This is a genomic window from Candidatus Seongchinamella marina (assembly GCF_026262685.1).
Lineage (GTDB): Bacteria > Pseudomonadota > Gammaproteobacteria > Pseudomonadales > Halieaceae > Halioglobus > Halioglobus marinus.
Map to the genome: position 1 here is coordinate 394,168 of NZ_SHNP01000003.1, position 13,333 is coordinate 407,500.

Consider the following 13,333-nt stretch of genomic DNA (forward strand, 5'->3'; position numbering starts at 1 on the left):
GCTAGTTGGTGTCGTCTCTGTTGATTGTTTGGCGATCGCGATTGTGACCAGTGCCATCATCCTCGCAGCCGTGGGTATTGGCAATAGGGAGCAATTGGCTGTATTTGCCGGCTTTTAAGGCGCGCTGCGGGCGTACTATCAGCATTGACTATACTGAGCCTCGGCCAGCTCTGATTTCTTGGTTGCCCCTAGCCTGCCGTCTGGGCGCCATCAATGGGTAATCCGATACCATTGATAAAGCGGGCCTCGTCGGACGCAAGGTAAGCCACACTGGCAGCCACTTCTTCTGGTTCTGCTCCCTCGGTCAGCGGCATCAGCTTTGCCATCAAGTCCATATCGACGTCTTCTGGCATGCTGAAATTGGCAGATAAAGGGGTTTTAACGAATCCGGGGCACACGGCATTGACTCTTACGCCTAGCTTGCCGTATTCGATGGCCAGGGATTTACTGAACATTAGTACACCCGCCTTGGTAGCACAGTAGGCAGAGTTGTAGGCCTGGCCCACCAGGCCGGCACTAGAGGACATATTGACGATGTTGCCTGTGCTGGCAACAAGGTGGGGCATGGCGGCGCGACACATAAAAAACACACCGTCCAGATTGATCGCTACTGCCCTGTGCCATTGCTCGTCGGTGATATCGGTGAGGTTCTCACAGATGGCGATGCCGGCGATGTTGCAGAGGATATCCAACTGCCCGAATGTGCTGACGCAGGCTTCTACGGCTGCATTGCAGGCAGTCGAGTCTGTGACATTGAGTTCAAACATGTCGCTCTGACTGCCTTGTGGCAAGGCTGCAACGGTTTCAGCCAGGCCATCGGTGTTGATGTCGCAGAGAAAGACGGCTGCGCCTTCGCTGGCCAGGCGAATGGCGCTCGCGCGACCGATGCCTGAGGCCGCGCCAGTGACCAGGGCGACCTTATTTTCAAATCTTTGCATTGTGGTTTCCTAGGTGCGGAGAATAATTTTGCCCATGTGAGCGCCACTTTGCATGTGATCGTGAGCACTGGCTACCTCATCCAGTTCAAATACCCGGTCGATAATGGGTTTGATGCTGCCGTTCTGCAGGTGAGGATAAATATGTTCGATAATTTCTCGGCACATGATGGTCTTTTGCTCAAAGCTTTGGCTGCGAAGAGTCGATCCAGTAAAGGTGATGCGCTTTATCAGTAAAGGCGCAAAGTTGACCTCGGCTTGAAAACCGCGAATGAAAGCGATGTTGACGATCCGGCCTTCCGGGGCAGCCACATTGATATTCTTCTGGATGAAATCACCGCCAGCCAAGTCGAGAATGACGTTAATGCGGTCTTTGAGTCCCGCCTCGGTCAAAGCAACTTCAAAGTCCTGGGTCTGGTAGTTGAAGGCTTTGACTGCCCCAAGGGTTTCCAGATCAGTGCACTTTTGCTCATTGCCCGCGGTGGTATATACCTTGCCGCCCAGGGCGTTGACCATTTGAATGCCCAGGGTGCCGATGCCGCTGGCGCCGCCGTGGATGAGTACATTGTCGCCGGCTTGCATGGCTGCCCGTTGGAATACATTGTGCCAAACAGTAAGCAGGGCTTCGGGTAGAGCGGCCGCTTCCTCCATATTCATTCCTGCAGGTATGGGCAGGCACTGACCTTGCGGAGCGACTGCGTGGTCGGCATAGCCGCCACCGTGCGTCAGGGCGCAAACCGAATCGCCGACCTGCCAGCCAGTAACCTCGTGGCCAAGTGCGAGCACGGTGCCAGCAACTTCCAGGCCCATAATGGGTGACGCATCCTCAGGAGGCGGATACAGTCCCGCACGCTGCAGCAGGTCGGCTCTGTTCAAGCCCGCCGCAGCCACCTTGATCAGGATTTCTCCGGGTGCAGGAGTGGGTGCGATATCTGTTTCTATGCAGAGACTTTGATCGTCAGGGTCAACCGCGATATAGCGTCGGGTATGGGGCAAAATCCTACTCCTTCAGGTGTTCAGTGGTACTCGCCAACCATACTTATCCTCGGCTGCGCCGGTCTGGATAGCACAAAGTTGTTCTCGCAGGCGTGTCGACCATGGGCCCATTGCTCCATCGCCGACCTTTACACAGTTGCCGTCGTGGAGCAGTTCTCCTACCGGGGTCAGCACAGCCGCGGTGCCGGTCAGCGCCGCTTCGCCATGAGGGGCACGCTCCAGCAGTTCAGCGACGGTGAAGTCTCTTTCCGAGACCTTGAGTCCCGCATCGGCTGCCAGAGCAAGGATACAATCCCGGGTTACGCCGGGAAGGACTGATCCATCCAGCGGTTTAGTGATCAATTCTCCGCCTTCAATGAGAATGAAGTTCGCCGCCCCGGTCTCCTGCACGATACCACCGGGAGAAAACAACACCTGGTCGGCACCCAGCTCTTCTCGGGCGCGCACTATCTGGCGCATGGCCGCTGCGTAGTTGCCGCCCGTTTTAACCTCGCCGAAGTCGGGAGTTGAACGCTGCGCTTTGTCATCAACCTTGACCCTCAAAGGCTTTAGTCCGCCGGCGAAATAGTCGCCCACCGGCGAGGTGAGTACGTAGAACGTGGCTTTCTGGCTGGGCCGCGCCGCTGCGCCAATGTCTTCTTCGGTGCCAAACAGGGTAGGGCGCAGGTACAAGGCCCCCGGGTTGACGGGGATTTCATCGGTTACTGCTGCTACTGCCATGTGCAGGGCACGGGCCAGGGTCGTTTCGTCGGGAATGGGCAGTAGCAATTGTTCGGCGCTGTTCAGCATGCGGTTGACGTGGCGATCAGGACGAAACAGGTGTATGTCGCCGCTGTCCGCGCGATACGCTTTAAGCCCTTCAAAACATTCGCTGGCATAGTGCAGCACATGGGTAGCGGGATGCAGTGAGAAGGGTTCCACAGGCACCAGCGCCAGATCAGACCATTGTCCGTCCTCGTATTGGCTGATAACCATTTCCTGCGTGAATTCTGTACCAAACGCTGCCATTGCCAAATCTCTAAATGTGTTGCGTAAACAAACGATGATACCCTGAGATGACTTTGAACGCTGCGTTTACCGACGACAAAATCAGGAAATTTATTACGGTCTTTATCACGGCGACGTCATTCGGCGGTAGCCAATTATGAGTGTGCTAGTCCCGCGCTAGCAGTCTCGCTGGCATCTCCTTATAGCCGTGCACAAGGTTTGAGCAGATATACGTTGGCTCCCCGGTAAGTTCCAGTCCTCTAAACTTGCGGAAAAACTCTTCCAGGAACAGGCGTGCCTCCATTCGGGCGAGGTTGGCGCCGAGGCAAAGATGGATGCCATAACCAAAGGCCAGGTGCGGATTCGGATTCCGGTGGATGTCAAAATCCATCGGCTTAATAAAAACGTTCTCGTCAAAGTTGGCAGAGCTATAGAGCATCACGACTCTGTCACCTGCTGCAATGACCTGGCCTGCAAGTTCTGTTTCGCAGGTGGCAGTGCGACGGAAGTAGTGAAGAGGGCAGGTCCAGCGCAGCATTTCTTCAACCGCTGATGGTAGCAGTTCTGGATTGGCCTCCAGTTCCCGGTATGCCTCGGGGTGCTTGGCTAACAGGTAAAGTCCGCTGCTTATAAGACCGCGAGTTGTTTCATTGCCGGCGACTGCTATCTGCACAAACAGGGAGGCAAACTCCGCCTCAGTGACTTTTTCCCCATCCACTTCCTGATTAATTAACAGGGAGATAAGGTCGTCGCCGCCCTTGTCTTTGCGCTCGCATGCAAGTTGAAAGCCGTAGGTGCCCATTTCAATGCTGGCCTGGTTAACCTCCTCTGGGGTTCCGCCTAAGTCTGGATCAGAAGCAGAAGTGCAGAGGTCTGACCAGCGCCGAATTTGCGGCCACATGTCCTCTGGAATATCCAGAAGTGAGCAGATAACGGCGGTGGGTAAATCACCCGCCAGGTCTTCGACAAAATTGAGCTCATCCATTGCGCCGGCACGCTCCATAATGCCGCGCGCAATTTCCCTTACCTGTGGCTCCAGTGCCGCCAGCCGTTTTGAGGTGAAGCGGGTGATGACCGCACGACGCAGTGGCGCATGGCGAGGCGGGTCCATACCCAGAAGCTGGTTGCGCACCATCTGGAGGATGTCATCGTCCATGTCGTCGACCATGACAAAACCTTGCTCGGCAGAATAGGTTTTGAAATCACGAGACACGGTGACAACGTCGGCATGCCGGCTTACAACCCAATAGCCTCCGCCCTGCGGATGCTGGTGCCAGTAGACCGGCGCGTTTGCCCGCAGCCAGGCAAATTCTTCATGGGGAATTCCCGAGGTGTAACTCTCCGGGCTATAAATATCGATTTTCACGCTTACTCCACCAGCACATTGGGTCGGGGCAGGCCTTGCTCTTCACACATGGCCAGGTAAAAATCGAGGGTTAATTGACCGTCTACAATTGAGGTGATGTTGTCGTCGGCATCGAGATTAATGTTACTGCCATACATCTGGAACCACACCCGCGTGTTGTTTTCAACGCACTGTAAGGTGTGGACAGATCCGGCAGGTTCGTAAAGAAAGGAGCCGGCGCGATTGACGTAGTCATACTCTTTGTATTTCCAGGCGCCGGCGCTGGTATAGCCCCATACGGGGCCAGTGTGTTTGTGTTTGTCGACTTCGTAGCCGGCCTGGAAGATGTTTTCGATGATCCAAAGGCCTTCACCGCGTTTTAGCTGCAACACTTTTAACTGGCTGCCGTCGCCTATATCGATGAATGGAAGATCGTTTTCACCAAAGTGGATTGCTTCTGGGTGAGTCATGAAATATTTCCTCAGTTTGCCTGTTTTACGGCGCCGGACTTGAGCAGTGCATCGATTGCGTCCTGCCCGAAACCAAACTCCGTGAGAATTTCAGTGGAATGTGCGCCGATCTTGGCGGGCGGCCGCTGCACTTCTCCGGGTGTGCGGCTGAATCGCGGTGCAGGTGCTGGTTGCCACACTTCGCCATCATCCACAAAGGTACCCCTGGCCTGGTGATGAGGATGATGGCGCACTTCGGCCATAGACAGCACCGGCGCGTAGCAAATATCCAACCCGTCGAAAAAGCTATCCCATTGTTCGCGGGTACGTTGTTTGAACACTGCCTCAAGCTTGTTTTTGAAAGCAGGCCAATTAGCCATATCCCACTGGTTTTCCATGCCCTCGACATCTTCTCCCAATGCCTCTATCAGCGCAGCGTAAAACTGTGGTTCAACCGATGCAATGGTCACGTATTTGCCGTCCGCAGTTTCGTAGACCTCGTAAAAGTGCGCGCCGGAGTCCAGTACATTAGTGCCTCTTTCGTCTGACCAGAATCCTATTTGATTGGCCGCATAAGAGCTTGCCATCAATGTCGCGGCGCCGTCGACCATAGCCGCATCGACCACCTGGCCTGCCCCTGAGGTTTTTGATTCCAGCAGTGCGCAAACCATGCCGTAGGCGAGCATCATTCCACCACCACCGAAGTCACCAACCAGGTTCAACGGGATGGCAGGCTTCTCTCCGGCCCGGCCCATGGTATGCAACGCGCCTGTCAGGGCAATGTAGTTGAGATCGTGGCCTACTTCATTTGCCAGTGGGCCTTCCTGGCCCCAGCCGGTCATCCGGCCATAAACCAATTTTGGATTGCGTTGTAGACAGATATCGGGGCCCAGTCCCAATCTCTCCATCACCCCTGGGCGGTTGCCCTCGAGCAGGCCATCTGCCTTGTCAATTAATGTCAGAACGGTATCAACCCCCTCAGGCGTCTTGAGATCAACACCAATGCAGCGCTTGCCGCGGTTTAAAACGTCCAGCCGGGAATCCTGCTGTGCCGCAAACAAGCCGCCGCCCGGGCGCTCGATACGGATGACACTGGCGCCCATATCTGCCAGCGACATAGCGGCAAAGGGGCCCGGGCCTAAACCGGCAATTTCAATTATGGTGATACCAGCGAGTGGTCCCATGGTTTTACCTTCTGAGTTTCAGGTGGGCAGCATGCGCCCGATGATGAAGCGGGACAATGACGCGATTGGGCTTATGGGTTGTCTTTACAGATCAGTTGATCAAACAGCTTGCGAGCCTCTTCCAGCTTAGCGAATACAGGGTAGCTGCTGTCCAGGCACCAGCTGATGGTGAGCATATTCAGGGTGCCCACTACGGTGGTGGCGAGCATCAATGGTGTGAATTCGGTCTTTACATCACCTAGCTCAATGCCCGCATTGATCAGTTGGGTAAAGCTCGCCATAGACGAGTTGCCAATCTCACGCTGTCGTTCCTGGTCCTCGGCGAAAGCGGTGGGGCCAACCAGTACCAATTGCCGATCGATATCGTTCATACCGGCAAAGCTGGATTCGATGTAGTCAATCATCGCTTGGAGCCGGGCACGGGTGCTCGTGTGGTTAGCCATTAATTCACTCAGCATGGGTTCAGAGCGGCTGTACAGGCGGGTAATACCCAGTCCCCCAAGCAACGCGTGCTTGTTGGTGAAATGACCGTAGAAGGTGCGCCGGGCAACATCAGCCTCAACGCAGATTTCCTCGATACTGGTGTCCTCGATGCCCTGCTGCTGGAACAGTTGATAGGCTGCGTCTTCGATGCGCTGGCGAATCTCTTGTTTACGCTTTTCTCGGCGCCCTAAAGGGGCCTCAATAGTGTCCATAAAAAAGCCGTAATGCTGTTGCATTTTAAAATACATTAAACTATTTTGTATACAAATGTGCAAGTTTGCGCGTTTGTTGCGTATTTACAATGAGAAATCAACAGGTGAACCCGAAGATGTCCGATAAGTTGCTGGTCGTATCTACCGACTGTCACGCCGGTCTGCCCATCGCTGATTACAAGCCCTACGTGGAATCAAAGTACCACGACATGCTTGATGTGGCGGTGCCGATTACCGTCGAAATGCTGGAAAAGTCTGAGTCGCAGTTCCTGATCAAGGAAATTAACGACGAGTGGCGCGCGCCAATCAAACAAGAGCTGACCGGGGCCTGGAACTACCAGGAGCGGATAAAAATGCTCGCCGGTGACGGCATTGCTGCAGAAGTGATATTTCCCGACGGAATCACCGAAAAGAACACACCGCCTTTTGGTGCAGGCCTGGGCCTTTCTCCCAAGGATATGGTGCCCGAGTTGCAATGGGCCGGCGCCATGGCTCACAACCGCTGGTTGGCCGAACTTTGCGCCAACGACCCTGCCAGGCATATCGGCGTGGCCTCAATTCCCCTGCTTTGGGATGTGGACCAGGCGGTTGAAGCGGTGCGCTGGTGCGTAGATAACGGGCTGCGCGCGGTGATGATTCCTACCTTGTGGTATGGCAACGATCCCTATCACAACGTGAAGTACGATCCGTTTTGGGAGGTGTGCGAAGACCTGGGTGTCATTGTTCATTTTCACTCAGGGCCCGCACCTCACGCAGAATACTTCGGTGCCGGTTTTCCGGTTGAGGACAAACGCGACGAGTTGCCCGGAGCAATGGGTATCTACGTGTCGGAAGTCATGTGGTGGTTGTATCGGCCGCTAACGTTCATGATTTGGGGTGGCGTATTTGAGCGCTTTCCTAGGTTGAAGGTGATGATCGTGGAGGGGGGCACAATGTTTATGTTGCCGCCCTGGCTGCGCTTGATGGACTTTCACTACAGCGAGGGACAGATTTCGGCGAAGCTGGGTAATTTCCGCGAACATCTTTCTCTCTCTCCTGGCGAGTATTACCAGCGCAATGTCGGTATCGGTGCCTCCTGCGTATTGCGGCCCGACATTGATATGCGCGACGACATTGGTCTGGATAAAATCATGTGGGGTAGTGACTATCCTCACCCTGAAGGCAGCTGGCCCAACACAGGGCAATATTTGCGCGATACATTCGCCAACCTCCCGGAAGCTGATGGGCGGAAAATTCTTGGAGAAAATGCGGTAGATTTTTACGGCCTTGATCGGATACGCCTGCAGCAAGTGGCCGATGAAATTGGTCCCGACGCATCAATTTTTCACTGAGCAATTTACGCTTAACAAAAAAACTTTTTACGCAGACAAGGCAATGGAGAACAACCATGACAATCGTGGAAGCCTGTGAATCAAAAACCAACACCACCCCGGACTTTCCCATGGGTTGGTTTTCTGTAGAGCGCTCGCATGGCTTGGCTGTTGGTGAAGTAAAGCCAGTGAAAGCCTTTGATCGAGAGCTGGTGCTATACCGCACCCGGTCTGGCAAGGTCGCGTTGCAAGACGCTTATTGCCCGCACTTGGGCGCTCACCTGGGACACGAGGGCCGAGTCGTTGGAGAGACCGTGCGGTGCCCTTTCCACGGCTGGCAGTTCAATGCCGACGATGGAAAATGTTCGAACATTCCTTACTGCGACGAAATTCCGGAGCGGGCGAGGGTTCGTACCTGGCATACCGAAGAAAAGAACGGTGAAGTTTATGTTTGGTTCCACCCCGAAAATACGGCACCCCAATGGCCGCTGCCGGACCTGCCGGAATTGGGCGATCCGGCGTGGACTGAACCTCGTTACACCGAGCACCTAGTGCCCGCACACGTGCAGGATATTTGCGAAAACTCCTGTGACCCGGTGCACTTTGCCTTCGTGCATTCCCAGGGAGAAATCCCCGATTCAAAGGTCTCTATCGATCCAGATGGACGCACCATGCATCTGCACTCGGAGATGACAAATAATGACTTTCCGAGTCATTTACATGCGACCACCTATAGCCCCGGTTTTGCCATGGTGCGAAACAGTTATGGTCCCGGCGCTGAAATGATTATGTACAACAGCCCCCAGGCGATCGACAGTAACAACACACTGATGCGCTGGACCCTGATTGTGCGCAGGGAAATTGAGGACGCCGCTGGAGATGACGTCATGAAGGGGATTATTGATGGGCTGAGCGATGACTATCCCATTTGGGCGAACAAAGTGCACAGGCGGCGGCCGGTTTTTTGTAAAGAAGACAAGCCACTGGTTACATTCCGTAAATGGGTTCGCCAGTTCTATGTCACGTCGCAAGAACAAAGGGAGATCGCGTAAGTGCAGGATTTTCACGACAAGGTCGCTGTTATTACCGGTGGTGCCAGTGGCGTGGGTCGCTCGCTGGCGTTTGCCCTGGGTAAAAGAGGTGCAAAGATTGCGGTCGGTGATGTAGATAGCAAGGCCATGCATCAGGTTGCCGCCGATCTCGCTGCAGAGGGTATCGAGGCCATCTTAGAGCACTGTGACGTGACATCGGTGGACAGTCTTAACCATCTCGCTGATGTCGCCGAACAAAAATTGGGCCCGCTGGATCTGGTGTTTGCCAATGCGGGTATTGGTGCCGGTGAGAGTGGGGCTATGTGGGATTACTCAGAAAAAGACTGGCAGTGGTGTTTGAACGTCAATGTTTGGGGTGTGATTAACAGTATTCGCGCCTTCATGCCGCGTCTCGTTGCTACCGGTAAGGAAGCACACTTTGTGGTGACAGGGTCGGGCAACGGTGCGTTCATTGTTCTCCCTGATGCGCCGATTTACACAGCGAGTAAAGCGACAGTCCATGCTATTACTGAAAATTTGCACTATCAGTGCCAGGCGGGTGGATTGCCGGTAAAAGTGAGCGCACTTTTTCCTGGCCCCCATGTTGTTGATACCGGGCTTTTCAATTCAGGGCGCGTGCGACCCGAGGATTTGAAGAAAGATGTTGAAGGTAACGAGTCCGGAATTAATTCTGTCGACGACATGAAGAGAATGGCGGCGGAATTTGGCATCGAGATGCAGACCACGCACCCGGATGAGGTAGCAGCAATGGCGGTGAGGGGTCTGGAACAGGATGCTTTCTGGCTATTGGAAACAACCGAGGATACGGATGCGAAAATACGCGCGCGTGCTGAAATGATATTAAATCGCACCCTGCCAGTTCCGGCGATGGTGGGATGAACTAAAGTAGAAGGGGAATAAAGAGATGACAAATGAATCAGGTGCACCCCAGGGAAACCCGGGAGATATTATAAACTGGCCCATGCTCAAGATCGTTTACCGAACTGACCCGGAAGCGATAGCTAAACTTTTGCCACCGGGCATTGATCCCGGCGCCAATCCAAACGTTAACCTGACTATTTATAACTTTCCGGTTCCCGACGAGCCCGAGTACGGCATCGTGACCACCGTAGATGCCGATTACAATGGGACAGCGGGGGAGTACACGCTGGGTTACGGCATCGACCAGGAATCAGCCATATTTATCAGTCAGGAAACCAATGGCCAGCCCAAGTACCCCTGCACTACGGAGTTCTATCGACTGGGTCCCCAGGTCAGCGCTCGCTGTGTGCATCAGGGCTACACTTTTGTTGAGTTCAAAGGTGTTTCTACGGGGCCTGTGGAAGGCGCTGAGGAGTGGGTTCAGAATGAATGGTGGCTGAAATATTCCCGCGCGGTCAGCGTCGGTGGCCCCGCAACTGGCTTCGACTTCCCGCCCCACGTGGTTCATGTAATGAGTAAATACGGGACAGCCTGGAAAGAAGAGGTTCAGGGTGAACTGCTTCTTCGCGATAGCCCATGGGATCCACTGGCAAGTCTTCTTCCGATGCGTGAGCAGTTGTCTGCTCATCTATGGTGGCCCATCTTCCTTGATCGACAGATTACTCTGGCGGGAGAGCTTGATGCGGAGGCATTCCTGCCTTATGCCGATACCATTTCTGGCTCTCGCTGGCCGGGTGAAAACGGCGGTCCCAAGCGCGGCTGACCTAAGCACCGGCATCGCCTGGTGGTGCCGGAGCTTGCTTTCTCAATAATGCCGTCTAAAAACATGCAAGCTGCCAGGGCCTGGCTTCCGGCCCTCGCAGGCATGACTTGTCTGGGACTCGGTGCAGGCCTGATTGGCTTATTCGGATTCTTTGTCGAGCCACTGTCGCAAGAGTTTGGTGTGGGTGTTGCCACCCTGAATATTGCGCCGGTTGCATTGTTGCTAGTGCCCGGGATTATTGCTCCTCTGGTTGGGCGACTGGTGGATGTCTGGCCTATTCGCAGAATGATTCTTGGCGGCAGTGCATTGGCCCTGCTGTCTCTTTTAGCCATTAGCTTTTCCTCTTCTCTTCTCCAGGCTGGCATTGGTTTTCTTTGTTTTTCGATCGGAATTACGTTTTATGGCCCGGTAGTGATCAATGGCCTGATGGTTAAGTTATACCCCGGGCAAGAAGGCAGAGCGCTGGCGATTGCTGCATTGGGTATCAGCATCGCTTCGATGACTCTGCCGCCAGCGATGGGAGCAGCATTACAGATCGTAGAGTGGCGCGAGGCGTTGGCGGTGATGTCTATCGTGCTACTGGCGATAGTCTGGCTATGGGTTTTGTTGGGAATCCCTGCCGACGCAGGGGCTGTTGCTGACAGCCCGCAAGCTAAGGTAGACCGTGAAATTTATCGACGGGCCGAGTTCTGGATGGTCGGCATTACCGTGGCCTTGACCTTGAATGTGATGGTGATTTTAACTATCTGCTATCCACCCCTGCTGGCCAGTCGCGGCTTCACTGCCGTTGAGGCCGGCCTGTTTTTGGCAGTTGGGGGGGCCGGTGGCGCATTGGGGAAGCTCACTGTGGCTGTTTTGGCAGATAAGTTGCGACCGCATACCCGCTGGTTTGCCGCTGCAATCCTGTTGGTCAAATTGGTCGGGTTGATATTACTGTTGATGACCGATGTTACCTATCTGATTGTTGTCAGTGTCGCCATGATGGGTTTCAGCGGAGGCGCTTTCCTGCCGATGCATCCCTACCTCAACAGCCGCTACTTTAAGGCGGATATCATCGGTCAGGTCAATGGCGCCCAGGGGCCGTTATTCCTGCCCTTGGGGCTAGTCGGGGCACCCTTGGCTGGTTATGTCTTTGACCAGACCGGAAGTTACACGCTTGTTCTCGTCGGTCTTGCGCTCATCTTGCTGTTGGCGATATTGTCAGTACTGGCTTTGCCTCGATCCAGGTTCTAGTCCCTAGTCATGGCTCATCTCTGGATGGGTCAGGGTTAACATGTATTCTGCGGCCGCACCCACGTCGTATTCGGTTGCGTACTCTGCATTGCCCTTCGCCGGCATTTTTATATAGCCCTGCTCCGCGTGCTCAACCAGTACAGCCTCCCACAAGCCTGAACGGGCACGCCAGTCTTCTTTGTTGCCAACGACAGGTGCTCCTTCAAGCCCCGTTTCGTGACAGCCCGTGCATACTTTCTCATAAGTGCGCTTGCCATCTTTAAGTCGCTCAGACGCGCCAGACGACATTCCCAGCGCGAACAAAACGACGCCACTTAGTATCAGCTTCCGTGTCATGATTTTCTATCTCGCTGTCGATGCTATTACTTCCTTTTTTTAGTTTAGCAGATGGCTCGTTGCGGCTTTGTGCTCTTTTGCAAAGAGATGGCAATAATCCAAATATCTGCCATGCTTAATAACATAGTCGTGACTAGCAAACTGTTGTGGAGTTGTGTGGACGTAAAAATTGGCATGGATATGCGCCTGTGGGGCGATGCGACCGGTGTAGAACAGTTGCCCGTTTTGGAGATGTTGGCTGCTCAAGGTTACCAAGGCGTAGAGATTCCGGTCTGCGGCCAGGGGCGGTCTGCGCTGAAGTTGTTGAGTGTCGCGCTGGATGGTCTGGGGCTGGCAGTGACAACAAGCGCGCGTTTGCCTGCGCACGCCAACCCCTTATCTCCTGACGAGGCAACGCGCCGAGCTGCAGTAGATTATCTCTGTGCCCGGGTCGACGAGTCGGCAACGTTGGGTAGTCAATTGCTGAGCGGCGGCTTGTTCCAGGCCCAGGGAGTGTTCAGCGGTAAGCCTCCGTCTGATAGGGAGTGGGAATGGAGCCGCAGTTGTCTGCGTGAGGTGGCTGACTATGCTGCAAAAATGGGAGTTTCTCTGGGACTTGAGTTTCAAAGCCGTTTTGACGCCTACCTGATTAACACCGCTGCCGAGGCAGCTCGCATGTGTCGAGACGTGGGCCATCTCAACATCGGGGTGCTTTACAACACCTTTCACGCCCATCTTGAAGAGTTTAATCCTGCGCGAGCCTTGCCCGCGGCGGGGGAGCAGCTGTTGCATGTTTGTCTCAGCGAGAGCCATCGGGGTGAACTGGGCCGCGGTCAGGTGCAGTGGCGGGAAACGTTCGCTACACTGGATTTTCTCAACTACAGTGGTTGGTTAATGGTGCAGGCTCTTGCAATTGCAAAGGATCCTCCTGGTACTCAAAACACCTGGAGAAACAATTTTGACAGTCGCGAGCAGCTTGCTGCAGATGCGATCCAGCTCATCCAGCAGATTCTTCGCAGTCAGCGGCAATAATAGTGCGATGATTGGAAGCTCAATCAATGCAATGAGCTTTTCGCGCTCAGTTCGGTGGCTATTTGTTTTTTGATGTCAATTATTGGTGGCGTGTGGTTCGCCATGTCTGGGGTTTG

15 protein-coding genes are annotated in these 13,333 nt (G+C 54.3%); 6 read left to right on the forward strand and 9 right to left on the reverse strand.

Annotated elements, in window-relative coordinates:
• Position 1 precedes the first annotated feature (1 nt).
• The 8 genes from EYC87_RS10245 to EYC87_RS10280 form a co-directional block, all read right to left on the reverse strand.
• Positions 2-145: a hypothetical protein gene (locus EYC87_RS10245; protein WP_279252780.1), complete on the reverse strand. Its 144-nt coding sequence runs from the start codon at positions 143-145 to the stop codon at positions 2-4.
• A gap of 43 nt (positions 146-188) precedes the next feature.
• A complete protein-coding gene (locus EYC87_RS10250; protein ID WP_279252781.1) occupies positions 189-938 on the reverse strand; it encodes an SDR family NAD(P)-dependent oxidoreductase in 750 nt (249 codons plus the stop codon).
• 9 nt (positions 939-947) lie between these two features.
• The gene (locus EYC87_RS10255; RefSeq protein WP_279252782.1) at positions 948-1,931 is read right to left on the reverse strand and encodes an NAD(P)H-quinone oxidoreductase; all 984 of its coding nucleotides are present in this window, start codon (positions 1,929-1,931) and stop codon (positions 948-950) included.
• Between the two features lie 12 nt (positions 1,932-1,943).
• Positions 1,944-2,939, reverse strand: a complete 996-nt coding sequence (locus EYC87_RS10260) for a branched-chain amino acid aminotransferase (protein WP_279252783.1) — start codon at positions 2,937-2,939, stop codon at positions 1,944-1,946.
• Between the two features lie 145 nt (positions 2,940-3,084).
• Positions 3,085-4,284, reverse strand: a complete 1,200-nt coding sequence (locus tag EYC87_RS10265; protein WP_279252784.1) for a cytochrome P450 — start codon at positions 4,282-4,284, stop codon at positions 3,085-3,087.
• Positions 4,285-4,286: 2 nt separating this feature from the next.
• Positions 4,287-4,733: a 2,4'-dihydroxyacetophenone dioxygenase family protein gene (locus tag EYC87_RS10270; RefSeq protein WP_007229537.1), complete on the reverse strand. Its 447-nt coding sequence runs from the start codon at positions 4,731-4,733 to the stop codon at positions 4,287-4,289.
• Positions 4,734-4,744: 11 nt separating this feature from the next.
• Positions 4,745-5,896, reverse strand: coding sequence for a CaiB/BaiF CoA transferase family protein (locus tag EYC87_RS10275; protein ID WP_279252785.1), 1,152 nt, complete (start codon positions 5,894-5,896; stop codon positions 4,745-4,747).
• 71 nt (positions 5,897-5,967) lie between these two features.
• Positions 5,968-6,615 carry a TetR/AcrR family transcriptional regulator gene (locus EYC87_RS10280; RefSeq protein ID WP_279252786.1) on the reverse strand — a complete coding sequence of 216 codons (648 nt, stop codon included), beginning with the start codon at positions 6,613-6,615 and terminating at the stop codon, positions 5,968-5,970.
• A 92-nt stretch (positions 6,616-6,707) separates the two neighbouring features.
• On the opposite strand from EYC87_RS10280, the gene EYC87_RS10285 reads away from it, so the two are divergent.
• Genes EYC87_RS10285 through EYC87_RS10305 form a run of 5 tightly spaced genes read left to right on the forward strand, consistent with a single transcriptional unit; the run spans position 6,708 to position 11,870 of the window.
• A complete protein-coding gene (locus EYC87_RS10285; protein ID WP_279252787.1) occupies positions 6,708-7,922 on the forward strand; it encodes an amidohydrolase family protein in 1,215 nt (404 codons plus the stop codon).
• A 56-nt stretch (positions 7,923-7,978) separates the two neighbouring features.
• Positions 7,979-8,953 (forward strand): Rieske 2Fe-2S domain-containing protein, encoded by a 975-nt coding sequence (locus EYC87_RS10290; RefSeq protein ID WP_279252788.1) that lies wholly within the window; start codon positions 7,979-7,981, stop codon positions 8,951-8,953.
• Entirely contained in the window at positions 8,954-9,832 is an 879-nt protein-coding gene (locus EYC87_RS10295) for an SDR family NAD(P)-dependent oxidoreductase (RefSeq protein WP_279252789.1), read from the forward strand.
• A 25-nt stretch (positions 9,833-9,857) separates the two neighbouring features.
• Positions 9,858-10,637, forward strand: a complete 780-nt coding sequence (locus EYC87_RS10300; RefSeq protein WP_007229540.1) for an acetoacetate decarboxylase family protein — start codon at positions 9,858-9,860, stop codon at positions 10,635-10,637.
• Positions 10,638-10,685: 48 nt separating this feature from the next.
• The gene (locus EYC87_RS10305; protein ID WP_279252790.1) at positions 10,686-11,870 is read left to right on the forward strand and encodes an MFS transporter; all 1,185 of its coding nucleotides are present in this window, start codon (positions 10,686-10,688) and stop codon (positions 11,868-11,870) included.
• Positions 11,871-11,873: 3 nt separating this feature from the next.
• Here EYC87_RS10305 and EYC87_RS10310 read toward each other — a convergent pair whose 3' ends face one another.
• The gene (locus EYC87_RS10310) at positions 11,874-12,206 is read right to left on the reverse strand and encodes a c-type cytochrome (protein WP_279252791.1); all 333 of its coding nucleotides are present in this window, start codon (positions 12,204-12,206) and stop codon (positions 11,874-11,876) included.
• A gap of 156 nt (positions 12,207-12,362) precedes the next feature.
• On the opposite strand from EYC87_RS10310, the gene EYC87_RS10315 reads away from it, so the two are divergent.
• Positions 12,363-13,217, forward strand: coding sequence for a sugar phosphate isomerase/epimerase family protein (locus EYC87_RS10315; RefSeq protein WP_279252792.1), 855 nt, complete (start codon positions 12,363-12,365; stop codon positions 13,215-13,217).
• The last annotated feature ends 116 nt before the right edge of the window (positions 13,218-13,333 follow it).

Excerpts from the sequence above, each read along its gene's own strand:
- EYC87_RS10245 (WP_279252780.1), bottom strand. The coding sequence starts at position 145 with ATGCTGATAGTACGCCCGCAGCGCGCCTTAAAAGCCGGCAAATACAGC.
- EYC87_RS10250 (WP_279252781.1), bottom strand. The coding sequence starts at position 938 with ATGCAAAGATTTGAAAATAAGGTCGCCCTGGTCACTGGCGCGGCCTCA.
- EYC87_RS10260 (WP_279252783.1), bottom strand. The coding sequence starts at position 2,939 with ATGGCAGCGTTTGGTACAGAATTCACGCAGGAAATGGTTATCAGCCAA.
- EYC87_RS10270 (WP_007229537.1), bottom strand. The coding sequence starts at position 4,733 with ATGACTCACCCAGAAGCAATCCACTTTGGTGAAAACGATCTTCCATTC.
- EYC87_RS10275 (WP_279252785.1), bottom strand. The coding sequence starts at position 5,896 with ATGGGACCACTCGCTGGTATCACCATAATTGAAATTGCCGGTTTAGGC.
- EYC87_RS10280 (WP_279252786.1), bottom strand. The coding sequence starts at position 6,615 with ATGCAACAGCATTACGGCTTTTTTATGGACACTATTGAGGCCCCTTTA.
- EYC87_RS10285 (WP_279252787.1), top strand. The coding sequence starts at position 6,708 with ATGTCCGATAAGTTGCTGGTCGTATCTACCGACTGTCACGCCGGTCTG.
- EYC87_RS10290 (WP_279252788.1), top strand. The coding sequence starts at position 7,979 with ATGACAATCGTGGAAGCCTGTGAATCAAAAACCAACACCACCCCGGAC.
- EYC87_RS10300 (WP_007229540.1), top strand. The coding sequence starts at position 9,858 with ATGACAAATGAATCAGGTGCACCCCAGGGAAACCCGGGAGATATTATA.
- EYC87_RS10305 (WP_279252790.1), top strand. The coding sequence starts at position 10,686 with ATGCCGTCTAAAAACATGCAAGCTGCCAGGGCCTGGCTTCCGGCCCTC.
- EYC87_RS10310 (WP_279252791.1), bottom strand. The coding sequence starts at position 12,206 with ATGACACGGAAGCTGATACTAAGTGGCGTCGTTTTGTTCGCGCTGGGA.